The 23,851-nt window shown below is 61.8% G+C and carries 22 protein-coding genes; 13 read left to right on the top strand and 9 right to left on the bottom strand.

Annotation, left to right across the window (positions count from 1 at the left end; translation table 11 throughout):
* Positions 1-17 precede the first annotated feature (17 nt).
* The gene (locus tag JFT44_RS03525) at positions 18-2,387 is read right to left on the bottom strand and encodes a penicillin acylase family protein (RefSeq protein ID WP_198830357.1); all 2,370 of its coding nucleotides are present in this window, start codon (positions 2,385-2,387) and stop codon (positions 18-20) included.
* A gap of 27 nt (positions 2,388-2,414) precedes the next feature.
* Entirely contained in the window at positions 2,415-2,990 is a 576-nt protein-coding gene (locus JFT44_RS03520) for a DUF6436 domain-containing protein (RefSeq protein ID WP_057960919.1), read from the bottom strand.
* Positions 2,991-3,101: 111 nt separating this feature from the next.
* Between JFT44_RS03520 and JFT44_RS03515 the strand changes: the two genes are divergently transcribed.
* The gene (locus tag JFT44_RS03515) at positions 3,102-4,043 is read left to right on the top strand and encodes an alpha/beta hydrolase (RefSeq protein WP_057960918.1); all 942 of its coding nucleotides are present in this window, start codon (positions 3,102-3,104) and stop codon (positions 4,041-4,043) included.
* Positions 4,044-4,084: 41 nt separating this feature from the next.
* Here the strand turns inward: JFT44_RS03515 and JFT44_RS03510 are convergent, their stop codons facing one another.
* On the bottom strand, positions 4,085-4,837 hold the full coding sequence (locus JFT44_RS03510) for a DUF2059 domain-containing protein (protein WP_057440422.1): 753 nt from the start codon (positions 4,835-4,837) through the stop codon (positions 4,085-4,087).
* A gap of 131 nt (positions 4,838-4,968) precedes the next feature.
* On the opposite strand from JFT44_RS03510, the gene JFT44_RS03505 reads away from it, so the two are divergent.
* Together JFT44_RS03505 and JFT44_RS03500 are read left to right on the top strand one after the other, a co-directional pair.
* A complete protein-coding gene (locus JFT44_RS03505; RefSeq protein WP_057440421.1) occupies positions 4,969-5,601 on the top strand; it encodes a 2OG-Fe(II) oxygenase in 633 nt (210 codons plus the stop codon).
* A 2-nt stretch (positions 5,602-5,603) separates the two neighbouring features.
* The gene (locus JFT44_RS03500; protein WP_198830356.1) at positions 5,604-6,098 is read left to right on the top strand and encodes a DUF523 domain-containing protein; all 495 of its coding nucleotides are present in this window, start codon (positions 5,604-5,606) and stop codon (positions 6,096-6,098) included.
* 34 nt (positions 6,099-6,132) lie between these two features.
* Here the strand turns inward: JFT44_RS03500 and JFT44_RS03495 are convergent, their stop codons facing one another.
* A complete protein-coding gene (locus JFT44_RS03495) occupies positions 6,133-6,762 on the bottom strand; it encodes a transporter substrate-binding domain-containing protein (protein WP_198830355.1) in 630 nt (209 codons plus the stop codon).
* Positions 6,763-6,896: 134 nt separating this feature from the next.
* On the opposite strand from JFT44_RS03495, the gene JFT44_RS03490 reads away from it, so the two are divergent.
* On the top strand, positions 6,897-7,334 hold the full coding sequence (locus tag JFT44_RS03490; protein ID WP_057440418.1) for a DUF4399 domain-containing protein: 438 nt from the start codon (positions 6,897-6,899) through the stop codon (positions 7,332-7,334).
* A 63-nt stretch (positions 7,335-7,397) separates the two neighbouring features.
* Here the strand turns inward: JFT44_RS03490 and serA are convergent, their stop codons facing one another.
* The gene (gene serA, locus JFT44_RS03485; protein WP_029289418.1) at positions 7,398-8,627 is read right to left on the bottom strand and encodes a phosphoglycerate dehydrogenase; all 1,230 of its coding nucleotides are present in this window, start codon (positions 8,625-8,627) and stop codon (positions 7,398-7,400) included.
* 205 nt (positions 8,628-8,832) lie between these two features.
* Here serA and JFT44_RS03480 point away from each other — a divergent pair, with 205 nt between their 5' ends.
* The 4 genes from JFT44_RS03480 to JFT44_RS03465 all read left to right on the top strand — a co-directional run bounded on the left by JFT44_RS03480 (position 8,833) and on the right by JFT44_RS03465 (position 13,150).
* Positions 8,833-10,227 (top strand): FAD-binding oxidoreductase, encoded by a 1,395-nt coding sequence (locus tag JFT44_RS03480; RefSeq protein ID WP_057960917.1) that lies wholly within the window; start codon positions 8,833-8,835, stop codon positions 10,225-10,227.
* Positions 10,228-10,251: 24 nt separating this feature from the next.
* Entirely contained in the window at positions 10,252-10,917 is a 666-nt protein-coding gene (locus tag JFT44_RS03475) for a fumarylacetoacetate hydrolase family protein (RefSeq protein WP_057440416.1), read from the top strand.
* Between the two features lie 264 nt (positions 10,918-11,181).
* On the top strand, positions 11,182-12,108 hold the full coding sequence (locus tag JFT44_RS03470) for an SdiA-regulated domain-containing protein (protein ID WP_057960916.1): 927 nt from the start codon (positions 11,182-11,184) through the stop codon (positions 12,106-12,108).
* A gap of 121 nt (positions 12,109-12,229) precedes the next feature.
* A complete protein-coding gene (locus JFT44_RS03465) occupies positions 12,230-13,150 on the top strand; it encodes an SdiA-regulated domain-containing protein (protein WP_057960915.1) in 921 nt (306 codons plus the stop codon).
* A gap of 7 nt (positions 13,151-13,157) precedes the next feature.
* On the opposite strand, the gene JFT44_RS03460 is transcribed toward JFT44_RS03465, so the two are convergent.
* Entirely contained in the window at positions 13,158-15,104 is a 1,947-nt protein-coding gene (locus tag JFT44_RS03460) for an autotransporter domain-containing protein (RefSeq protein WP_057960914.1), read from the bottom strand.
* Positions 15,105-15,466: 362 nt separating this feature from the next.
* Positions 15,467-16,138, bottom strand: coding sequence for a ribose-5-phosphate isomerase RpiA (gene rpiA / locus JFT44_RS03455; RefSeq protein WP_057960913.1), 672 nt, complete (start codon positions 16,136-16,138; stop codon positions 15,467-15,469).
* Positions 16,139-16,274: 136 nt separating this feature from the next.
* Here rpiA and ilvA point away from each other — a divergent pair, with 136 nt between their 5' ends.
* Together ilvA and JFT44_RS03445 are read left to right on the top strand one after the other, a co-directional pair.
* Positions 16,275-17,789, top strand: coding sequence for a threonine ammonia-lyase, biosynthetic (gene ilvA, locus JFT44_RS03450; protein WP_057440412.1), 1,515 nt, complete (start codon positions 16,275-16,277; stop codon positions 17,787-17,789).
* 40 nt (positions 17,790-17,829) lie between these two features.
* The gene (locus JFT44_RS03445) at positions 17,830-18,243 is read left to right on the top strand and encodes a DUF2269 family protein (RefSeq protein WP_057960912.1); all 414 of its coding nucleotides are present in this window, start codon (positions 17,830-17,832) and stop codon (positions 18,241-18,243) included.
* Positions 18,244-18,355: 112 nt separating this feature from the next.
* Here the strand turns inward: JFT44_RS03445 and JFT44_RS03440 are convergent, their stop codons facing one another.
* Positions 18,356-19,012 (bottom strand): HAD family phosphatase, encoded by a 657-nt coding sequence (locus tag JFT44_RS03440; RefSeq protein WP_057960911.1) that lies wholly within the window; start codon positions 19,010-19,012, stop codon positions 18,356-18,358.
* A gap of 143 nt (positions 19,013-19,155) precedes the next feature.
* Between JFT44_RS03440 and JFT44_RS03435 the strand changes: the two genes are divergently transcribed.
* Positions 19,156-19,635, top strand: coding sequence for an RNA pyrophosphohydrolase (locus JFT44_RS03435; protein WP_053128161.1), 480 nt, complete (start codon positions 19,156-19,158; stop codon positions 19,633-19,635).
* Positions 19,636-19,657: 22 nt separating this feature from the next.
* Entirely contained in the window at positions 19,658-21,937 is a 2,280-nt protein-coding gene (ptsP, locus tag JFT44_RS03430) for a phosphoenolpyruvate--protein phosphotransferase (RefSeq protein ID WP_057960910.1), read from the top strand.
* Between the two features lie 99 nt (positions 21,938-22,036).
* On the opposite strand, the gene JFT44_RS03425 is transcribed toward ptsP, so the two are convergent.
* Positions 22,037-22,783, bottom strand: coding sequence for an NRDE family protein (locus tag JFT44_RS03425; RefSeq protein WP_057440409.1), 747 nt, complete (start codon positions 22,781-22,783; stop codon positions 22,037-22,039).
* Positions 22,784-22,996: 213 nt separating this feature from the next.
* On the opposite strand from JFT44_RS03425, the gene lgt reads away from it, so the two are divergent.
* The gene (gene lgt, locus JFT44_RS03420) at positions 22,997-23,809 is read left to right on the top strand and encodes a prolipoprotein diacylglyceryl transferase (RefSeq protein ID WP_057440408.1); all 813 of its coding nucleotides are present in this window, start codon (positions 22,997-22,999) and stop codon (positions 23,807-23,809) included.
* Positions 23,810-23,851 lie beyond the last annotated feature (42 nt).

Here is a 23,851-nt window from a genome sequence, read left to right as displayed (position 1 = left end):
ATGTTTAGTGTGTTTCTTCAGGGCTGTTGTGGGGGGCGGGAGGGCAACAGTTTGAGGGTGCCACGGGTATTGGCCTGGACCTCTTCTTCATCAAAATGCGCCTGTTCGTACCCGCCTTCGATATAGGTCTCGGCCTGATCGGCATAGTGCTTGTCGAATGGCACGCCGCTTTGGCCCACCGGGTTGATGGTCAGGGCGTGAGCGGCGTCGGCGAAGTCCACCAGGCGCCGGGTGGACGGGCCGTAAGTCACCGGCCACGGCGCCGGGCCAATGATTGCCGACAGGTTGTTCGGCACTTCGTGGCTGCCCGGTGCGGCAAACGGCCCGACATTGACGATCTGGTCCAGCGGCTGCTTGATGCCCAGCGGATGGCCGTGGGTCAGGGTATGGGCCTTGCCCCACTGCCATTGTGCAGGGTCGTCGCCGAAGGTGCTTTTCAGATGGGCCAGGCTGTTGTCCCAGGCGCGCTTGACGGTCGCGGCGCGCTGCCCGTTCCACCACGGCGAATCGGCAGCGGCGGCCAGGCGCGGCAAGGCGGCGTCGACCACACGGGTGGTGATCAGGGTCTTGAACATCTCGTCACCCAGCTTGGGACGAAAGGCCGCGTCGGTCAGGTCGTATAACAGTTGGTTGAACAGCGTGGCCGGGATCGACTCCACCGGGTAATCACCTTTCCACGCGGCCAACTGTTCCAGCAACTTGAGTTCGGCGGGATCCTTGACCATCTCGCGCAGCACCGGCAACAGCGGCGCCAGCAGGCGTGGCCCGTAGGCGGTGGTGGTGCCCAGTTGCAGGGCCTGGCTGTTGTCCAGGTCCCATTTGACCTGGCTGTCGCTCAATTGCGCGTTCAACTGTTGGCCACGGTCCGCCAGGTTGTAGTAGCCGGGGATCTGCACGCCAGTAGGCGACACCGGCTGGGCATTGGCCGAGACCACGTAGCCACGGGCCGGGTTTTCTTCCTGGGGGTTGGCGCTGAAAGGGTAGAAGCCCAGCTTGTCGGCCTGGGCCGTGCTGCCATCGAGGATGAATCCGGCGTTGGCCCCGGCCGGGCGGATCGGCAACTGCGCTGCAGCCCACCAGCCAATATCGCCCTTGGCATTGGCCCACACGATATTCAGCCCCGGCGCATGCACCTTGGCCACTGCCATGCGGGCCTTGGCCAGGGTGTCGGCGCGGTTGAGCTGGTAGAAACCATCGAGGATCGGGTTTTCGGTATCGAGGAACGCCCACCACATGGCAATCGGCGTGGTGCCGGCATTGGCGCCGAGCACGTCGTTGATGATCGGGCCGTGGGGCGACTGGCGCAGGGTCAGCGTCACCGGGGCCTGGCCCTTGACCGCGATCTGTTGCTCGCTGGTCGTCATGTCGACCCACTGGTCGTGGTAGCGCACCTGGTTGGGGTTGTCCGGGTTGACCTGCTCGGCGATCAGGTCGAGGTCATCGTTCTGGAACATCGTCAGGCTCCAGCCGAACGCTTTGTTGTGGCCCAGGAACGCCACCGGCACCAGGGCGTTGTGATAGCCGTAGAGTTCAAAGCCGGGCGCCGACAGGTGCGCCTCGTACCACACCGACGGCACCGAGAAGCGGATATGCGGGTCGCCCGCCAGCAACGGCTTGCCGCTCTTGGTGCGGTTGCCGCTGATGGCCCAGGCGTTGCTGCCTTCGAACTGCGGCAGGCCATTGTCGGCCAGGGCCTGTTCGCTGAGGCGGGCGATGGCACTCAAGCCCTGCCAGTCGGCGGCGGCCAGGCTCAGGTCGCCCTTGGGTTTCCAGTCGAGGTCAAACACCTTCAGGTAGTCGCTGCCCAGTTGGTCGCGCACGTAGGTCAGCAAGGGCTCTGTGCGAAAAGCCGCAGCAAAGCTGTAGGCCAGGTAACCGGCGATGCTGATGGTGTCTTCGGCGGTGAACGGCCGCTTGGGGATGCCCAGCACGTCAAACTCCATGGGGCTGGCGTGGCGGTCCTGATATTGGTTGATCCCGTCCAGATAGGCTTGCAGGGCCTTCCAGTGCGGTGACTGGCGGTCCATCTGCGCCGCGTAGGTGGTGGCGCGCTCGCGGATGCGCAGGCTGCGGAATAGCTTGTCGGTGTCGAGCAACTTGGCGCCGAGCACCTCGGCCAGCTCACCGCGCGCCAGGCGGCGCATGATTTCCATCTGGAACAGGCGGTCCTGGGCATGCACATACCCCAGGGCACGATACAGGTCGGCCTCGTTCTCGGCGCGGATATGCGGCACCCCACGGTCGTCGTAGCGCACCGTCACCGAGCCTTGCAGGTTGGCCAGCTCCACCGTGCCCTGGCGGGTCGGTTGCTTGCTGTAGACGTACCAGCCAGCCCCGAGGGCGATCAACACCAGCAGGGCCGCGAGACCCGACAAGACGCGCTTCATGAACGATCCTTATTATTAGAAGTTGGGCTAGGAGCCTTTTGGCCAGGAACAATAGCAGCCCACCGCCAGGGTGTGGGTCGCATTCACCGCCCGGCCGCCGTTGAGCGCCTGCAGGATCGGTTCGATAAAGCTGTTGCTCGAATTACAGGTCAGGCCCTCGCTGTACGGGCCGAAATACGCCAGTTTGCCGTTGCGGTCCCAGATGCCCACCGCTGGGCTGGCGGGCACCTGGTCGGCGCCGGGCAGGGCGGTGATGATTTTCATCGCGCCGAGGTTCTCGGGCAGTTGGCCGTGGCTGCCGGTTTTTTGCAGGGCATAGAACTCCACGCCCTGGGGCGCGTATTGCTCGATCAGTTCGCTCAGGTGCTGCTGGTTGCCGACATTGCACGGGCAGGCCGGGTCCCAGAAGTGCACCAGGCGGATCGGGCCGGGCCCGGCGAGGTCGTCGGGCAGGCGCAGCAGGTCGCCGGAGAACACCGCCGTATGTTCGCTGAATGCCCGCAGGTAGCGGCCCTGGAACCAGTCATACGCGGCCCACAGCACGGCGGCGCAGATCAGCAGGATCAGGCTGGCGAGCAGGGCAGAGCGGTAGGGTTTTCGCATTCAGAACAATCCTCGACGGTGGCGTAGCTTGCCATGCTTGCCCTGACAGATGAATATCGCGACTCGATATTCATCTGTTCACTGCTGTGAAGCCCTAGTCTGGAAGTACTTATGCCCGTTACCTTTGACCCCGATCATCTGCGCGAAAGCTTGCGGCCCCTGGTGGACGCGCAGCCGCTTTCGGCTGAGGCCAGGGTCTACCAGCGCTTCTACGGGCTGGACCTGGCCGCGCGCAAAACCCTGGTGGCCAGCCGCCTGGGGCGCTTCGAAGTGGATGGGTTCGAGGTAGTCAGCCAGGTCTGGTGGCCGGCGCAACCTGTGGCAACACTGTTTATGTTCCACGGTTTCTACGACCACATGGGGTTGTACCGCAGCGTGGTGGAATGGGGTCTGGACCAGAGCTTCGTGGTGATTGCCTGCGATTTGCCGGGCCATGGCCTGTCCAGCGGTGAGCGCGCCAGTATCGACGACTTCGCGGTGTACCAGCATGTGGTGCAGGGCTTGTTCGCACAGGCCGACGCGCTGCAGCTGCCCAAGCCCTGGCATCTGTTCGGGCAAAGCACTGGCGGGGCGATTGTAGTGGACCATCTGCTCAACCAGGGCGCCAGCAGCCCGGCGCAAGGCCAGACCTTCCTGTTGTCGCCACTGGTGCGGCCGCGTGCCTGGGGTTGGTCGCAACTGAGCTATTACCTGCTCAAGCCGTTCGTCAAAGGCATCGCCCGACGTTTCAGCGATAACAGCAATGACCCGGCGTTCCGTCCGTTCCTCGAAGCCGATCCGCTACAGCCCCGGCAGTTGCCGACCGCCTGGGTGGGCGCGCTGGCGCGCTGGATCAAACGCATCGAGGCCGCGCCGCGCAGCACGCGGCGGCCCCTGATCGTGCAGGGCGAGGAGGATATGACGGTGGATTGGCAGCACAACCTGCAGGTGCTGCGCGGCAAGTTTGATCAGCCGCAGATCCTGATGTTGCCCAAGGGCCGGCATCATCTGGCCAATGAACTGCCGCAAATTCGCGAGGAATACTTCAAGTTCCTCAGCGACCATCTGACCTGACGCAATCAAATCTGGGAGCAGGCAAACCCGCTCGCAGATTGTTACGGGGCCAGGCTTGAAGTGCTTTGCCCCACCGCCAGCCCGGCGCGGATCGCCGCCAGTGCCGCCTGGTAGTAAGCCTTGCCTTCTGGCGATTCGGCAAAGGTGGCGAACTCTTCCAGCTCCGGGTCCGACAGATCCCGATAGACGTACAGCAAAGTGTTGTTCAGGTCATTGCCGATCTGCTGCATCAAGCGCTCGCGCTGGCCGTTGAGCATGCTTTGCGCCTGACCGCCGCCCAACAGGCCGGGGATCATCTGGCTCAGGCTATCTGCGGCCACGCCGGCAATCGCCAGGCTGACCTCGGCCCCGGCTTCGCGGGCGGGCAGGGCCTGGGCCAGGTGGCCGATGATCAGGCTGCGGGTGGCGTCGGCCTGGATCTGCGGCAAACCCTGGGCGTTCTTGGCCAACTGGTCACGGCGGGTCGCCAGCAACTCGGCGGCGACAATCTTGCGCCCCAGCGGCGATTGGAAAAACGCCAGCGCCGGTTTGGGGTCCGCCAGGTTCTGGCGCAACTGGGCTTCGGCGCGCTGATCCATGGCCTTGGGGGCGAAGCGTTTATTGCTGTTGTCCACCAGCGCCTGGTACACCGCCGGCGGCAAGCTGTTGCGGTAGCGCTGCTGGGCAGCACTCAAGGCGTCATTAAAATGCGCGCGTTGTTCCGGCCAGCCGGCGACCGCATACAACTGGTCATGGCTGTCTGCCCAGGCGGGCAATACGCAGAACATCAGCAAGGATAAAAACAAACGACGCATAGGGACTCCTGTCAGTCGGCCACTATTGTCCGTGTCGGGCGTAGGATTTGTCGAGAAGTCCTATCAGTCACCTGACTAAAGTGTGTTTAGGCGCTAGGCGGCGCTGTCGGTTTGCCAGGCGTATGGATACTATGCGCGCCATGCAAATATCCCCTGATGACCCGCTGCTGCTACGCATTGTCGACGACCTGGCCGTGAAGGGCTGGTCGCAGCAGAACATCTTCCTGCCAGAGGCTCTGACCCTGGAACTGGCGGCTGAGTGCCATAAACGTGCCGCTGAAGGTGAATTGGCACCGGCCGCTGTCGGACGCGGCCCGGCCCAGGAGATTCGCGAGGGGATCCGTGGCGACCATATCCAGTGGCTGGAGCCCGGCCAGGCAGCTATCTGCGACCGCTATCTGGCGTTGATGGACAGCCTGCGGCTGGCGATGAACCGTGGGCTGTTCCTCGGCCTGGAAGAGTTCGAATGCCACTTCGCCATGTACCCGCCGGGGGCGTTTTACCTCAAGCACCTCGACCGTTTTCGCGACGATGACCGGCGCATGGTCTCGGCGGTGGTCTACCTGAACCAGGACTGGCTGCCCGAGCACGGCGGCCAGTTACGCATGTACCTCAAGGACGGCGTTGAGCACGATGTGGACCCCGCCGGCGGTTGCCTGGTGGTGTTCCTGTCGGGGGAAGTGCCCCATGAAGTCCTGCCTGCCCACCGCGAACGCTTGTCCCTGACCGGCTGGTTTCGCCGGCGGGGCAACGAGCCGTTTTGAGCATGCAAAAGATTCTGGTCAGCCGCTGCCTGCTGGGGCATCGCGTACGTTACGACGGTGGGGCCAGCGGGCCGTTTGACCAACTTGCGACCTGGCAAGCCGAGGGCCGAGTGGTCGCGGTGTGTCCGGAAGTGGCCGGTGGCCTGCCTACCCCACGGCCATCTGCCGAGATTCCGGGCGGGCAGGGCATGGATGTGTGGGAAGGCCGCGCCCAAGTGTTGACCGCCAATGGCGAGGACTTCAGCGAAGCCTTCCTTGACGGCGCGCGCCAGGCCCTGGCTTTGGTGCAGCTTCATTGCATCCGCATCGCCGTACTCAAGGCCAACAGCCCGTCATGCGGCAACCTGCTGACGTATGACGGCACCTTCAGTGGGGTGAAAGTCACGGGCGAAGGCGTGACGGCCGCGTTGCTCAAGCGCCATGGGGTACTGGTGTTCAGCGAGCTGGAGCTGGTTGAGGCGGCTGCCGCCCTGGCCCAGCTCTCAAACCCGACCTAGATCCAATGTGAGGTTAGGCTTGTGCCCACATTGCTTATTGGGTGGGTTTGCTGGTGTCAGCCTCAAACCACTTTTTCGACAGCGCCGTCAGCCGCCCATCGGCCTTGATCCGCTCCAGTGCTTTGTCCAGGCTCGATTTGAACGCCGGGTTGCCCTTCTGGAAGGGGATCGCCAGGGTCAACGTCGCGTTGGCATTCACCGGGCGGCGCAGGTCCACACCTTCAGCGGGCTGCGCCTTGGCTATGAACTGGCTGCTCTTGAGCGCATCGAGGCTGCCCAGCAGGGGCTTTTGCTGCTTGTGTGCAATCAAGCTTGCGCTGGAATAGCTATACGGCGCGCTGAAATCGAAACGATCCTGCAGTTCAGGAGTCACAGCGATGTGGTTGATCGCCACGTCGTACTTGCCGCTTTCCACGCCGGGCAGCAAGTCGCTGTCGTCGGTGGTGATAAAGGAGGCGCGTACGTCCATTTCCCGAGCCAGTAACTCACCCAGTTCCACTTCAAAACCGGTGAGTTTGTCGCCTTCCTTGAAGTTGAAGGGCGGCGTGTCCGCTTCCAGGGCAATGCGCAGCTCCCCACGGTCAAACACGTCGTCGAACAGTTCGGCGTGAGCCAGGGGGCTCAGCAAAGGCAGCACAAGTAACAGGCCAGGCAGAAAACGCATGGTCACTCCTAAAGAATTCGAAGGTGCGAGACGCGGTTAAGGCTCGCTTTGCTATGGTGTCGAGTGCCTTGGACAACGTTTCGTCACTAAGTTGTCATAACCCTACAGATTTCACAGAAAAACTGGAGAAGTTAATGAAAGCCATTTTGTCTCGTGCAACCCTGGCCAGCCTGCTGCTGGGGGCTTCAATGCTGGCGTCTGCCGCAGATATCCCACGTACACCGGCGCCAAAGGGTGCTGAAGTGTTCATTGTTTCACCCAAGGATGGTGCTACGGTCGATAAGACCTTCACCGTCGAGTTCGGCATCAAAGGCATGGACCTGGAACCCATCGACAAACAGGTGCCAGGCGCAGGCCATCACCACCTGCTGGTCGACCAGACCCAATTGCCTGACCCAAGCCAGCCGATTCCGGCCACCGATACCGTGATTCACTTCGGCAAGGCGCAAACCAAGACCGAGCTGACCCTGGCCCCAGGCAAGCACACCCTGCAACTGGTGGCGGGCGATAACCTGCATCGTCAGTTCGAGCCTACTGTAGCCTCAAAAGTGATCACCGTTACCGTCAAGTAAGATTTGTTCAGACGAAAAAAAGGGAGCCCCGAGGGGCTCCCTTTTTCGTACACGCTTGAAACCTTAGAACAATACGCGGCTACGAATAGTGCCGCTGATGTGCTGCAGCTTCTCTTGCGCCAGGTCCGAGTATTCGGCGTCGACGTCGATCACCACGTAGCCGACCTTCTCGTTGGTCTGCAGGAACTGACCGGAGATGTTGATGCCGTTTTCCGCGAAAACCTTGTTGATCTCCATCATCACACCCGGGATGTTCTGGTGGATGTGCAGCAGGCGGTGCTTGCCAGGGTGAGCCGGCAGGGCCACTTCCGGGAAGTTGACCGAGGACACCGACGTACCGTTGTCGCTGTACTTGACCAGCTTCTCTGCCACTTCCAGGCCGATGTTGGCCTGGGCTTCAGCGGTGGAACCGCCGATGTGCGGGGTCAGGATCACGTTGTCCAGGCCGCGCAGCGGGCTTTCGAAGATGTCGTCGTTGGAGCGCGGCTCCACCGGGAACACATCGATGGCGGCGCCGATCAGGTGCTTGTCCTTGATCGCGTCGGCCAGGGCATCCAGCTCGACCACGGTGCCGCGTGCGGCGTTGATCAGGATCCCGCCCTTCTTGATGGCGCGGATTTCTTTCTCGCCGATCATCCACTGGGTCTCAGCGGTTTCCGGCACATGCAGGGTAACGATGTCGGACATGCCCAGCAGTTCGGTCAGGCTCGACACCTGGGTGGCGTTGCCCAACGGCAGCTTGGTCAGGGTGTCGTAGAAGAACACCTGCATGCCCAGGCCTTCAGCCAATACCGACAGTTGGGTACCAATGGAGCCGTAACCGACGATACCCAGCTTCTTGCCGCGGATTTCGAAGGAGTTGGCCGCGCTCTTGATCCAGCCGCCACGGTGGCAGGAGGCGTTCTTCTCAGGGATACCGCGCAACAGCAGGATGGCTTCCGCCAACACCAGCTCCGCCACGGAACGGGTGTTCGAGTACGGGGCGTTGAACACCGCGATACCGCGCTCGCGCGCTGCATTGAGGTCGACCTGGTTGGTGCCGATGCAGAAACAGCCGACCGCCACCAACTTCTTGGCGTGGTCGAAGATCTCTTCGGTCAACTGGGTGCGGGAGCGAATGCCGATAAAGTGCGCGTCGGCGATCTTTTCCTTGAGCTGGGATTCCGGCAGAGAACTGGTGATGTACTCAATGCTGGTGTACCCGGCGGCCTTTAGGACGTCGACGGCCGATGGGTGGACGCCTTCCAGAAGAAGGAACTTGATCTTGCTCTTATCGAGAGAAGTCTTGCTCATCTGCGTAAACCTGTATCCCGGAGAAAAATGGCAGGGAATCGGATCGCTTAAGCTGACCCGGACGGCAGGAAAGCCGTCACCGCAGAAACGCCCTTGGGCTCTGTCCTGCGGGGGCGGTATGCTAGCATACGCGCCCCGCTAAACACTCATTCCTGCGACGTGAAGCGTTCTCAGGATGACCATGAATTGTTCGAGAGTTCTGTCGATGACCCATCCTGCCCTGATTGATGAGCTAAAGACCCTGGTTGAGCCCGGCAAAGTGCTGACCGATGCCGACTCCCTGGAGGCTTACGGCAAGGATTGGACCAAGCACTTCGCCCCCGCGCCGACCGCTATCGTCTTCCCCAAGACCATTGAACAGGTGCAGGCCATTGTCCGCTGGGCCAACACGCACAAGGTGGCGCTGGTGCCATCCGGTGGGCGTACCGGTCTGTCGGCGGCCGCCGTGGCGGCCAATGGCGAAGTGGTGGTGTCGTTCGACTATATGAACCAGATCCTCGACGTGAACCTCACCGATCGCACCGCCGTGTGCCAGCCGGGTGTGGTCACCAAGCAGTTGCAGAACGTCGCCGAAGAAAACGGCCTGTACTACCCGGTGGACTTCGCCTCGTCCGGTTCCAGCCAGATTGGCGGCAATATCGGCACCAATGCCGGCGGGATCAAGGTCATTCGCTACGGCATGACCCGCAACTGGGTGGCGGGCATGAAGGTCGTCACCGGCAAGGGCGATGTGCTGGAACTGAACCGCGACTTGATCAAGAACGCCACCGGCTATGACATGCGCCAGCTGTTTATCGGCGCCGAAGGCACCCTGGGCTTTGTGGTCGAAGCCACCATGCGCCTGGACCGGGCGCCGAAAAACCTCACCGCCATGGTGTTGGGCACTGCTGACTTCGACTCGATCATGCCGGTACTGCACGCGTTCCAGAGCAAGCTGGACCTGACCGCCTTTGAGTTCTTTTCCGACAAGGCCCTGGCCAAAGTCCTCGGCCGTGGCGATGTGCCGGCTCCGTTCGACACCGAGTGCCCGTTCTACGCCCTGCTGGAATTCGAAGCCACCACCGAAGAAGTGGCCAACCACGCCCTGGAAACCTTCGAACACTGCGTCGAGCAGGGCTGGGTGCTGGATGGCGTGATGAGCCAGAGCGAAACCCAGTTGCACAACCTGTGGAAGCTGCGCGAGTACATCTCCGAGACCATCTCCCACTGGACGCCGTACAAGAACGACATCTCGGTCACCGTGTCGAAAGTGCCGGCATTTCTCAAGGAAATCGACGCGATCGTCGGCGAACACTACCCAGACTTCGAAATTGTCTGGTTCGGCCATATCGGTGATGGCAACTTGCACTTGAACATCCTCAAGCCGCAAAACCTGTCCAAGGACGAGTTCTTCGCCAAGTGCGCCACCGTCAACAAGTGGGTGTTCGAGACCGTCGAGAAGTACAACGGCTCGATCTCCGCCGAGCATGGCGTGGGCATGACCAAGCGCGACTACCTGACGTACAGCCGTTCCCCGGTTGAAATCGAATATATGAAGGCAGTGAAAGCGGTGTTCGACCCGAACGGGATCATGAACCCGGGCAAGATCTTCGCTGTTTAACCATCACGAAAGAGGAAGCGGGCCATGAGCTATCAGCACAAGTACGTCGACGGCACCAACATCCACTTTCCACTGGGTAAAGTGGTCTGCATCGGGCGCAACTACGCCGAACACGCGAAGGAACTGGATAACCCGGTGCCGACCGAGCCTCTGCTGTTTATCAAGCCGGGCAGTTGCGTGGTGCCGTTGGAAGGCGGCTTTGCCATTCCAGCCGAGCGCGGTTCGGTGCATTACGAAGCGGAAATCGCGGTGCTGATCGGCAAACCCCTGTCGAAAACCCCGAGCCGTGAAGAAGTGCTGGACGCCATCTCCGGCTTCGCCCCGGCCCTGGACCTGACCTTGCGCGACAAGCAGGCCGAACTCAAGGCCAAGGGCCTGCCGTGGGAAATCGCCAAGTCCTTCGACGGCGCGGCAGTCATTGCCCCGTTCGTGGTGGGCAGCACCTTCCCGGACTTTACCGATATCGGCATTCGCCTGACCATCAATGGCCAGGTGCGCCAGGACGGTAACAGCGCGCAGATGCTCAACCCGATCGTGCCGATGATCCAGCACATGGCCGGTTGCTTCTCGCTGCAGGCCGGGGATGTGATCCTGACCGGCACCCCTGTGGGCGTGGGCCCGCTGCAAGTGGGTGACGAACTGGTGCTGGAACTGCCGGGTGTCAGTCGCTTCGAAAGCGCCGTACGCTAACCCCATCCCTCTGTAGGAGCCGGCTTGTGTGGGAGCTGGCTTGCCTGCGATAGCATCCCCGCGGTGTGCCTGATACACCACGGTGCTTGCATCGCGGGCGAGCCCGGCTCCCACACAAGCTCGTACACAGATTATTTGTGCGTGCTGCGCACATCAGGGCTTTGCATTTTTTTCACACGCCATCCGGATAATCCTCGGCCATATGGCACCCAGGCGCTCTGAGCCCTGGGCCATCACCGACAGCCGATTATCTGGAATGCCTCCATGGCCGTACCCCTTTCTTCTGCGAATCCCACCCCGCGCCCGCGCCTGAATATGCGCTGGTACTCCTGGCTGTTGCTGGCCGGGGTGATCATGTACGGGGTTTCCTGGTTGATGCACTGGGATGACCGGGGCGCGTTATGGGTGTTGGAGCGCTTTGAAAGCCCGGTCGAACGCCGAGAAAGCGTCTGGCTTCCGGACTACCAGACGGTGATCGACGCCAAGCCATTGCCCGGCATGGAAAAGGACGAAGCGTCGGACCTGGCCTACAACCCGCAGACCAAAACCTTATTCGCAGTGATGGGCCGCAACCCGTTCCTGGTGGAACTCAGCCTGCAGGGCGATGTGCTGCGCAAGATTCCCCTGGTGGGCTGGAGCAACCCGGAAGGCGTGACGGTCATGGAAAACGGCGTGATAGGCATCGTGGATGAGCGCAGGCACAACGTGACGCTGGTCAAGGTGGATGCCGACACCCACGAACTGGCTTTCGCCGACTTCCCAAGCTACGACCTGGGCCCCTCCGAGAACCAGAACAAGGCATTCGAGGCCATCACCTGGGACAAACGCAATCAACAGCTGGTGCTGGGTATCGAGCGCCCGGCGCAGTTGTTTACCTGGGCCAGCGATGGCGGCCAGGTCCTAGCGGGCGACAAGCGGAAGTTGCCCAGCTCCGAACTGGATATCCGCAACCTCTCGGCCTTGAGTGTCGATCCGCGTACCGGCCACCTGTTGGTGCTGTCCGCCGACTCTCATCTGCTGCTGGAGCTGGACGAAAAGGGTCAGCAGGTCAGCTTCATGACCGTGCTGGGCGGCTTCAATGGCCTGAAAAGCACGATCCCCCGCGCCGAAGGCGTAACCATGGACGAAAACGGCACGCTGTACATGGTCAGCGAGCCCAATCTGTTTTATCGGTTCGATAAGCAGAAATAGCTGATTGATTACGTCGGACTCTTCTCTATGCGCGGCATTCCCCAGACATTGAGCTGCGTTTAAGTTTAAATTCAGACGGCTGTGATATTCATTTGCCAGTTTTGACTTTGAGCCAGCCTCCATGCGCCGATTTGCCCGCCCCAAACCTGCCCTTCTTATCCTACTGTTGATCGCCCTGGTTGCCGTGGGCGTGGTTGCCCAGCAGTTTCGTTTATTCGAGCGCGCCTGGTTCAACTGGCAGACCTGGCGCCAGCCGCTGGATGAACGCTCCATTGGCCTGGCGGACTATGAGGTGGTGCTGGAAGCCCAGGTGATTGAGGGCCTGGATGATGATGTCTCGGCGTTGACCTACGACCCGGTGCGCAAGAGCCTGTTTACCGTGACCAATCAAAACGCCGAACTGGTTGAACTGTCCCTGGACGGCAAGATCCTGCGGCGTATCAACCTGGTGGGGTTTGGCGATGCCGAAGCGGTGGAGTTCATCAGCGAGAACACCTATGTGGTCAGCGATGAGCGCCAGCAGCGGCTGATCAAGATTCACCTGGAGGACGACACGCAGTTTCTCGACGCGGCCGAGGCCGAGCAGATGACCCTGGGTGTGCACCTGAAGGGCAATAAAGGCTTTGAAGGGCTGGCCTATGACTCGGTGGGCAAGCGCCTGTTTGTCGCCAAGGAGCGGGACCCGATGCTGATCTACGAAGTGCACGGCTTTCCCCATTTCAAACCGGAAAAAACCTACTCGGTCCACGTAGTCAACAACCCCCGACGCGATGCCGGGCTGTTTGTACGCGACCTGTCCAGCCTGCAATACGACGAGCGCAGCGGCCATTTACTGGCGCTGTCCGATGAGTCGTACCTGGTGCTGGAACTGGATATCGACGGTCGCCCCTTGAGCAGCTTGTCGCTGCTCAAGGGGCGCAATGGCTTGAAAAAACGCGTGCCCCAAGCCGAGGGTATCGCCATGGATGACGATGGCACGTTGTACCTGGTGAGTGAGCCGAACCTGTTCTATGTCTTCAAGAAAAAGCCCGAGCAGCGGTAGGCGCGGATCAGAACATCCACTGCACACCCAGCGAATAGCCGGTCTGGCTGCCTTCGGCATGGCCCAGGCGGCCGTTCACTTCGGCGTACACCCCAAGCTGTGGGGTGATCGCCAATTGGCTGCCGACCTGCGCGCGGCCGAAACTCTTGTCCACTGAACCCAGGCGTGCGGTGCGGGCCTGGCCGTCGGCGCGGGCGGTCAGGTCGAGGTCGTCGAGGCGGCCGTCGGCCAATTCCTTGACCCAGGCGATGTCGCCGTAGGGCATCAGGCTCAGGCCGTAAGGCAGGGCCACGGCACCGCGCACACGCCAGCCGAGGCTGGCTTCAAGGGAGTCGAAGGATTGCTCTTCATATTCGAGGGCGGTGCGCAGGTTCTGCTTCTCGTGGAACTTGTCGATGCGCGAGTGGCTGTAATCGAGCCCGGCAAACGGCCCGGTCTTGATCGCGCCCAGATCGAAGTCATAACCGCCGAGCACTCGGGCACCCAGGGACAGGGCGTCGGTCTCGCCAGTCAGTTGCTGGTTAAGCAGCACGGGGCCACCATTGGCCTGGATCAGCAGGTTGCGTTTTGAGTCGAAGCTGCTGTGGCCCACGCTCAGGTCACCGGCCAGCCAGGTCGGGCCGCCATCGTTCAACAGGGCGTAGACCGCAGCTTGCCAGGTGTCGCTTTGCAGCTTGCCACGGTGTTCCAGCTTGTCGCGGCCGTTGAGGTAGCTGAGGCTGGCGCCGATGTTCAGGCTGCTGCTCAGTTGATAGTCGCCCAGGGCATGCAGGCCCAGGCGCCGGGCCTCGGGGTTGGGGGCGGTGTCGAAGCCGCTGTCCGGGTTGTATTCGCCGTCCACGCCGATCTCGCCATCGAAACTGCCCACTTCACGGCTGGCCGATTGCAGGGTCAGCCAGCGCCGGTCATGCAGGCGCACCATGGCCTGGTGCTGGCGCTGCAGGTTGTCCTGCATATTGCGCGCAACTGCGCCGCCCGAGGTGGTGGAAGCCATCAAGTCGGCATTGGTCAGCTCCAGCACCAGGCGGCTGAGCAGGCGCGAATAGTCGCGCAGGCGCTGGTCGATGCGTTCCTGGCCGAAGGCGTTGGTCAGGACCGTCTTGTTGTCTTCATCGGGGTCGTGCCAGGTCGAGCCGCCGGGGATCGCCGGGTTGTCGGTCTGGGTGTAGCCGTCCAGGGCACCCAGTTCCCAGTTGGTGGCTTCCACATACAGGATTGGGATATTGAGCCCCTCGAAGGCTTCGCCGTCACTGCAACAGCCGGTGCCGGCGGGGTATTGCGCGTCCAGGCCGGGGTTGGTGAACAGGTTGATGTTCAGCTCCTTGGCGATCTGGAAGGTGTGCTCGCGCAATGAGGCGAGGGCCGGGTTGGCGGTGCTGTTCTGGCCGGCGTGGGCGTACATCATGTCGCCGGTGATCAGGCTGTCGAGGTTGATCATGGCCAGCATATTGGCGCGCTGGCTGGCGCTCAACGAATCGACAAAGGCCCTGGAGCCACGCAAGCCTTCCTCTTCGGCGCCGAAGCCGACGATCTGCAAGCCGTTTTCCAGTTGCAGGCCGCCGAGGTTCTTCGCCACTTCGGTCAGCACGCTGGCGCCTGAACCGTTGTCGTCCAGGCCTTGCAGGGCCGGGCGGCCGAAGTAGGTATCGAAGTGCGCGCCAATCACCACGTACTGCGGTTTGGTGCCGGCGGCGTAGGCCACCACGTTCTGCGAGGCGCGGCTGCCGCCATTCCAGGTGAAATCCTGGCGGCTGATGTCATAGGCGCTGCCCATCTGGCTCTGCATCCAGTCGGCGGCCCCGGCGAAGTTGGCCGTGCCGCGATAGCGGCCGGGGTAGTCGGTGATCAGCTTTTCCAGGGTGACATTGGCGTGCTCGCCATAGTCGTAGGCATGGGATTGAGTCGACAGCAGGGCACAGGCAACGCTGACAGCGAGGGCTAGGGGCTTGATCACAAGGTCTTCCTTGAGGTGGTTGAGAGAGTGGCTCGGCGGGACCGATTGCACAATGCGCGCCTCATTCCATGGGGCAAGCGCGAATTGGCGCGTTGTTGGAAGTGGGGGTCGCCTGGCTATAAGTTGTAACGGATTTGATACCAGATGCGGCGGGGGCTGCCGTGACCTGGCGCACAGATTGGGGCAGGCGGGGGAGGGGATGCTGCGAAAAGTAGCGGTTTTGTTACATGTCCATCGGATGGAGCGCGGTCAAAAATGTGGGAGCGGGCTTGCTCGCGAATGCGGTGTGTCAGCTAGCAAAATCGGTGACTGGCACACCGTATTCGCGAGCAAGCCCGCTCCCACAGGGGTTCTGTGTGTACTTAGGCCTTGAGGGTCTTCACGCCTTCACGGGTCCCCAGCAGCAGCACATCAGCAGGCCGTGCCGCAAACAAGCCATTGGTCACCACACCGACGATGGCATTGATCTGGGTCTCCAGCTCCACCGGGTTGGTGATCTGCATGTTGAACACGTCGAGGATGATGTTGCCGTTATCGGTCAGCACACCTTCGCGGTACACCGGGTCGCCGCCCAGTTTCACCAGCTCGCGAGCCACGTGGCTGCGGGCCATGGGGATCACTTCGACGGGCAGCGGGAAGTTGCCCAGGACCGGGACCAGCTTGCTGGCGTCGGCGATGCAGATAAAGGTCTTGGCCACGGCCGCGACGATCTTCTCGCGGGTCAGGGCTGCGCCGCCGCCCTTGATCAGGTTCAGGTGCTCGTCGCTTTCATCGGCGCCGTCGACGTAGAACTCCAGGTCGCTCACGGTATTGAGCTCGTACACCGGAATGCCATGGCCCTTGAGGCGCGCGGCGGTGGCTTCGGAGCTGGCCACGGCGCCGTCGAATGCGCCCTTGTGCAAGGCCAGCGCGTCAATGAAGCAATTGGCGGTGGAGCCGGTGCCGACGCCGACGATGCTTTTATCGTCGAGTTTAGGAAGGATTAAATCGACGGCGGCCTGGGCCACTGCCTGTTTGAGTTGATCCTGGGTCATGCGGGCTCCGGAACGGGCGGGGAGTAAAGAGGGGCGCGAGTATAACCCAACAAAACCTCTGGATTCGTGTGGTCGTCCGGCCAAAAGGCGGGTTAGACTCCTCGGCCCTGCCCAACCCGCCCAGTGATGCTTTCCGATGCTCGAACAGTACGTCAAAAAGATCCTCACCTCGCGCGTTTACGACGTTGCCGTGGAAACCCCGTTGCAGACCGCCCGCCAGCTCTCCGAGCGCCTGGGCAACAAGGTCTGGCTCAAGCGCGAAGACTTGCAGCCGGTGTTTTCCTTCAAGATTCGCGGCGCCTACAACAAGTTGACCCAACTGACGGCCGAAGAACGCGCCCGTGGCGTGGTCACCGCCTCGGCGGGTAACCATGCCCAGGGCCTGGCCCTGGCGGCCAAGGTGCTGGGGGTCAAGGCCACGATCGTGATGCCCAAGACCACCCCGGAAATCAAAGTCGAAGGCGTACGCTCCCGTGGCGGCAAAGTGGTGCTGCATGGCGACTCCTTTCCGGAAGCGCTGGCGTATTCGCTGAAGCTGGTCGACGAAAAAGGCTACGTCTACATTCACCCTTACGATGATCCGCACACCATTGCCGGGCAGGGCACCGTGGCGATGGAGATCCTGCGCCAGCACCCGGGGCCGCTGGACGCGATTTTCGTCCCGGTGGGCGGTGGTGGTCTGATTGCCGGTATCGCGGCGTATGTGAAGTACCTGCGCCCGGAGATCAAGATCATCGGTGTCGAGCCGGACGACTCCAATTGCCTGCAGGCTGCCATGGCCGCGGGCGAGCGCGTGGTGCTGCCGGCCGTGGGGATCTTTGCCGATGGCGTGGCGGTGGCGCAGATCGGCCAGCACACCTTCGATATCTGCAAGGACTACGTGGATGAAGTGATCACCGTCAGCACCGATGAAATCTGCGCGGCGATCAAGGATATCTACGACGACACCCGCTCCATCACCGAGCCTGCAGGGGCATTGGGCGTGGCGGGGATCAAGAAGTATGTAGAAACCCGTGGTGTCAGCGGCCAGACCTTTGTCGCCATTGATTCCGGGGCCAACGTCAACTTCGACCGCCTGCGCCATGTGGCCGAGCGCGCCGAGTTGGGTGAAGGTCGCGAGGCGATCATTGCCGTGACCATTCCCGAGCGCCCGGGCAGCTTCAAGGCCTTCTGCGAGGCTGTGGGCAAGCGCCAGATCACCGAATTCAACTACCGCTACCATTCCGGCAGCGAAGCGCACATTTTTGTCGGGGTGCAGACCCACCCGGAAACCGACCCGCGCAGCGCGCTGATTGCCAGCCTGAGCGAGCAGGGTTTCCCGGTGCTGGACCTGACCGAGAACGAACTGGCCAAGTTGCACATTCGCCATATGGTCGGCGGCCACGCGGCGCACGTCAGCAATGAACTGGTGTTCCGCTTCGAGTTCCCGGAGCGTCCGGGGGCCTTGTTCAACTTTCTTAACAAATTGGGCGGGCGCTGGAACATCTCGATGTTCCACTATCGCAACCACGGCGCGGCCGACGGCCGTGTGGTCGCCGGGCTGCAAGTGCCGGCCAACGAGCGCCATCTGGTGCCGGCGGCGTTGGCAGCGATTGGTTACCCGTATTGGGATGAAAGCGACAACCCGGCCTATCAGCTGTTCCTCGGTTGAGCGACTACGCTGATTGGGCGGCCTTTAAGGAATCGAGAGCATGGAATATCTGACAACCCTCAAGACGATCCACATGGTGGCAACGGTGCTGCTGTTGGCCAGTGGCCTGGCCCTGGCCGTGCTGAGCTGGCGCAAGCGCGCCGCTGGCCCGGCGGTTACGTTGCATCGGCCATGGCTGTTTGTCTGGTTGTTGATGGGCGTAAGCCTGGTGAGCATGCCGTTTACCGGCTGGTGGCTGGTGCACCTGGTCGGCTGGCCGTTGGGGCAGACGTGGATCCTGGGTTCCAGCGTGATCTACAGCGTCGCGGCGCTGGCCTGGTTCTGGCTGGTGGTGCGCCTCAATCGCCTGCGGCTGGGCGGTACGGGCAGTGCGAAGTTCACCCTGGCCCTGGCGATTGTCAGCCTGGTGGGGTTTGTGGCGATTGCCGGGTTGATGGGCGCCAAACCCGTTTAAGGCTGGAAACCGGGTCGCCTTCATTCGCGAGCAAGCCCGCTCCCACATTCGACTGCATTCCAAAGGTGGAACCCGATCAAATGTGGGAGCGGGCTTGCTCGCGAAAGCTTTATCAGCCGCGTAGGCTAATCACCGGCCAACCACGCTTCTGGGCCTCGGCCCGCAGATTTGCATCCGGATCCACTGCCACCGGGTGAGTCACCTGCTCCAGCAGCGGCAGGTCATTCATCGAATCGCTGTAAAAATAGCTGTCTTGCAGGCTAGAGCCGGTTTCTTCCAGCCACCGATTCAAGCGCGTCACCTTGCCCTCACGGAAGCACGGTACATCGGTGCTGCGCCCGGTGTAGCGGCCATCGGCCATCTCGCATTCGGTGGCGATCAGGGTTTCAACCCCCAAACGTGCGGCAATCGGCGCGGTGACAAAGCGGTTGGTGGCGGTGATGATCACCAGCGTGTCACCTGCGGCGCGGTGTTTGGCCAGCAGTTCCACGGCCTGGGGCAGGATGATCGGCTCGATGCAGTCGCGCATGAAGTCGCGGTGCCATTCGTCGAGCTGGGCCATCTCGGTGCTGCCGAGGATTTCCAGGCTGAAGTTCAGGTACGCGGCGTTATCCAGCTTGCCGGCCAGGTAATCCTGGTAGAACTCGTCGTTGCGGGTCTTGTAGGCAACGGCATCGAGGATGCCGCGTTCACACAGGTAATCACCCCAGGCGTGGTCACTGTCGCCGCCCAAAAGCGTGTTGTCCAAGTCGAATAAAGCCAGGCGCATTGCGGTTACTCGCTGAAAAGTCTGTAAAAAGGCGTCCAGAATACGGTCTTTTCACAAGAGTGCACATAAGGTAAGCAGCCTCGTTGCCGCTGCAACAAGCTTTGTGGAACAATGCGGCGACATGCGTTTGCGAGGTTGTTGCCGTGATCGACCCCGATGGTTTCCGTCCAAATGTCGGGATTATTCTTACGAATGATGCCGGACAGGTGCTATGGGCTCGCCGAATCAACCAAGATGCCTGGCAGTTTCCCCAGGGTGGGATCAACCCCGACGAAACCCCTGAAGACGCCCTGTACCGTGAGTTGAACGAAGAAGTCGGCCTGGAGCGCGAAGATGTGCAAATTCTGGCCTGTACCCGAGGCTGGTTGCGCTATCGTTTGCCGCAACGCCTGGTGCGTACCCACAGCCAACCGCTGTGCATCGGCCAGAAGCAAAAGTGGTTTCTCCTGCGCCTGATCTCCAACGAGCAGCGGGTGCGGATGGATTTGACCGGTAAACCGGAGTTCGATGGCTGGCGCTGGGTCAGTTATTGGTATCCGTTGGGCCAGGTGGTGACATTCAAGCGCGAGGTTTATCGTCGCGCTCTCAAAGAGCTTGCCCCGCGCCTTTTATCGCGCGACTGACGACGGAGTTCGACCCCGAGCCATGCTCAATACGCTGCGCAAGATCGTCCAGGAAGTTAACTCCGCCAAGGATCTCAAGGCGGCGTTGGGGATTATTGTGTTGCGCGTCAAGGAAGCCATGGGCAGCCAGGTCTGCTCGGTTTACCTGCTGGACCCCGAGACCAACCGTTTTGTGCTGATGGCCACGGAGGGCTTGAACAAGCGCTCCATCGGCAAGGTCAGCATGGCGCCCAATGAAGGTCTGGTGGGCCTGGTGGGGACGCGTGAAGAACCCCTGAACCTTGAAAACGCGGCCGATCACCCGCGTTATCGCTACTTTGCCGAAACCGGTGAAGAGCGCTACGCCTCATTCCTCGGCGCACCGATCATCCACCACCGCCGCGTTGTCGGCGTATTGGTCATCCAGCAGAAAGAGCGCCGCCAGTTCGATGAAGGTGAAGAAGCCTTCCTCGTGACCATGAGTGCGCAGTTGGCCGGGGTGATCGCCCATGCCGAAGCCACCGGCTCGATTCGCGGCCTGGGGCGCCAGGGCAAGGGGATCCAGGAAGCCAAGTTCGTCGGCGTGCCGGGTTCACCGGGCGCGGCGGTCGGTACTGCGGTGGTCATGCTGCCCCCGGCCGACCTGGACGTGGTGCCGGACAAGTCCGTCGACGACATCGACGCAGAAATCAAACTGTTCAAGACCGCTCTGGAAGGCGTGCGCGCCGACATGCGCAACCTGTCGACCAAGCTGGCCACCCAGCTGCGCCCCGAGGAACGGGCGCTGTTCGACGTGTACCAGATGATGCTCGACGACGCGTCCCTGGGTAACGAAGTCAAGACCGTGATCAAGACCGGCCAGTGGGCCCAGGGCGCGCTGCGCCAGGTGGTCACCGATCACGTCAACCGCTTTGAACTGATGGACGACGCCTACCTGCGCGAGCGCGCCTCGGATGTGCGCGACCTCGGTCGGCGCCTGCTGGCCTACCTGCAGGAAGACCGCACCACCAACCTGGTCTACCCCGACAACACCATCCTGATCAGTGAAGAACTGACTGCCACCATGCTCGGCGAAGTGCCGGAAGGCAAACTGGTGGGCCTGGTCTCGGTGTTGGGCTCGGGCAACTCCCACGTGGCGATCCTGGCCCGGGCCATGGGCATCCCGACGGTGATGGGCCTGGTGGACCTGCCGTATTCCAAGGTCGACGGCATCTCGATGATCGTCGACGGGCACCGTGGTGAGGTGTATACCAACCCCAGCGAAGTGCTGCGCAAGCAATACGCCGAAATCGTCGAGGAGGAGCGCCAGCTGTCCCAGGGGCTCGATGCCCTGCGCGAACTGCCCTGCGTGACCCTCGACGGCCACCGTGTACCGCTGCTGGTCAATACGGGCCTGCTGGCGGACGTGGCGCGTGCGCAACAACGTGGCGCTGAAGGGGTGGGCCTGTACCGCACCGAAGTGCCGTTCATGATCAACCAACGTTTCCCGAGCGAGAAGGAGCAGCTGGCGATTTATCGCGAGCAACTGTCCGCCTTCCATCCGTTACCGGTGACGATGCGCAGCCTGGATATCGGCGGCGACAAGTCACTGTCTTATTTCCCCATCAAGGAAGACAACCCCTTCCTTGGCTGGCGCGGTATCCGCGTTACCCTCGACCACCCCGAAATCTTCCTCGTCCAGACCCGCGCCATGCTCAAGGCCAGCGAAGGCCTGAACAACCTGCGCATCCTCCTTCCGATGATCTCCGGCACCCACGAGCTGGAAGAAGCCCTGCACCTGATCCACCGGGCCTGGGGCGAAGTGCGCGACGAAGGCGCCGACGTGCCGATGCCGCCGGTTGGCGTGATGATCGAAATCCCGGCAGCGGTGTACCAGGCCAAGGAATTGGCACGGCAGGTGGACTTCCTGTCGGTGGGCTCCAACGACCTGACCCAATACCTGCTGGCCGTGGACCGCAACAACCCACGGGTGGCCGACCTCTACGACTACCTGCACCCGGCGGTGCTGCAAGCCTTGCAGAACGTGGTGCGCGACGCCCATGCCGAAGGCAAGCCGGTGAGTATCTGTGGGGAAATGGCCGGTGATCCGGCGGCGGCGGTGCTGTTGATGGCCATGGGCTTTGACAGCCTGTCGATGAACGCCACCAACCTGCCGAAGGTCAAGTGGATGCTGCGCCAGATCAACCTGAGCAAGGCCAAGGATCTGCTGGCGGAATTGATGACCATCGACAACCCGCAAGTTATCCACAGCTCGCTGCAGCTGGCCCTGAAAAGCTTGGGGTTGGCGCGGATGATCAATCCGTCTGCGACAAAAACCCTCTAGACCGAGGGGGGCCATCGCAGGCAAGCCAGCTCCCACACTTGGAATGCATTTCAAACTGTGGGAGCTGGCTTGCCTGCGATGACGGTCGCCCAGTCTCCACTAAATCCTCAGTTCCACCTCGCCCAGCCGCCCGCCATGGGGGCCAAAGCTGCGCTCGACCATGTGCCGCAGCCCATCGGCATGCACAATCAGCGCGGTACTCGCCCGCGTCCCGTAACTGGGGCTGGCGATAAACACACTCGATAACAGACTCTCCGTGGCCAACCCGACACCGGTATCCGGCAGTTCGGCAAAGGGTGCGGTCTGCGGGTCGCTCAAAATCCCCAGCAAGGCTTCAGGCTGCGGATCATCCAGCACTTGGGCCAGTGCTGCCTTGGCCTTGAGCAGCTTTGGCCAGGGCGTATCCAGCCCGGCATTGGATAAGCCATAGATCCCGGCCGTCAGTTGGGTAGGCGTCGACTCATTGGCGTTGTAGTGCCACAGCTCTTGAGGCGTGCCAATCAGCAGGTTGAAGCCGGCATATTCAATTGATCTGCCGTTAACATCGGCTAAATAGTGGTCAATCGGCAGGGAACCGTGGAGAAAACGCGCCACCAACTCGCCCCGGGACTTGCGCGCCGGTGGCTGGTGCGGGTCACGGATATTGGTCAGCGCGGCAAACCGTCCGTCGGCGCCGATCCCCAGCCAGGTGCCCCCGGCTTCCTGGTCGCGACCGGCATACACCTGCGGTGTATCGGGCCACTGGGCCAAGGGCAGGCTGGGCCGGGCGTAGAATTCGTCACGGTTGGCCGCGACGATCAGGGGCTGGGCATGTCCCGGCCGCCAGGCGAAAACAATCAGGCACATAAGGCGATCCTTTTGTGTTTTGCTCACTCTACCCATAGATCCGCCGGCTATCCATCGTATCCAAGTTGGGCCAGATGCCTCCCATCCGTTAACATGCCAGGCTGCTTGGCGCGGGTGCGAACTTCTTCATTTGATCGAGCCGCTGTAACGCAGGCTTAATCGTCCACCGGCAAGGTCCGTGCGCAATAACGAATGATTTAACGAGGAGTCGCAATGCTGCCTTACCCGCAGATCGACCCGGTGGCCCTGGCCATCGGTCCGCTGAAAATCCACTGGTACGGGTTGATGTACCTGATCGGCATCGGCGGCGCCTGGCTGTTGGCTTCCCGACGCCTGAACCGCTTTGATCCGACCTGGACCAAGGAGAAGCTCTCCGACATGGTGTTCTGGATGTCGATGGGCGTGATTGTCGGCGGGCGCCTGGGTTATGTGTTGTTCTACGACCTGAGCGCGTACCTGGCCAACCCGACCCTGATTTTCGAGGTGTGGAAGGGCGGCATGGCGTTCCACGGCGGTTTTATCGGCGTGATGCTCGCGGCCTGGTGGTTTGGCCGACGTAATGGCAAGTCATTCTTCCAACTGATGGACTTTATCGCGCCGATGGTGCCGATTGGCCTGGGTGCCGGGCGTATCGGTAACTTCATCAACGCCGAATTGTGGGGCAAACCGACCGACGTGCCGTGGGCCATGGTGTTCCCGCCGTTCAGCGACCCGGCGCAGTTGGCGCGCCATCCGTCGCAGTTGTACCAGTTCGCCCTGGAAGGCGTGGCGCTGTTCCTGATCCTCTACATCTACTCGCGCAAACCCCGCCCAACCATGGCGGTTTCGGGGATGTTCGCCCTGTTCTACGGGATTTTCCGTTTCATCGTCGAGTTCGTGCGGGTGCCGGATGCGCAGTTGGGCTACCTGGCGTTCGGCTGGCTGACCATGGGCCAGGTTCTCAGCATTCCGATGATTCTTGCTGGCCTGGGCCTGCTCTGGTGGGCTTACAACCGCCCGCAGGCGATCAAGACCAGCGCGCTATAAATTCGAACGCCGGGGCCTGAGGGCCTCGGCTTCACCGATACA

Origin of the sequence: Pseudomonas sp. MF5691, from assembly GCF_016405645.1 — a bacterium.
In the GTDB taxonomy this organism is placed as follows: domain Bacteria; phylum Pseudomonadota; class Gammaproteobacteria; order Pseudomonadales; family Pseudomonadaceae; genus Aquipseudomonas; species Aquipseudomonas shahriarae.
The sequence above is the reverse complement of the archived record's forward strand: the minus strand, read 5'-3'. Positions and strand labels throughout refer to the sequence as shown.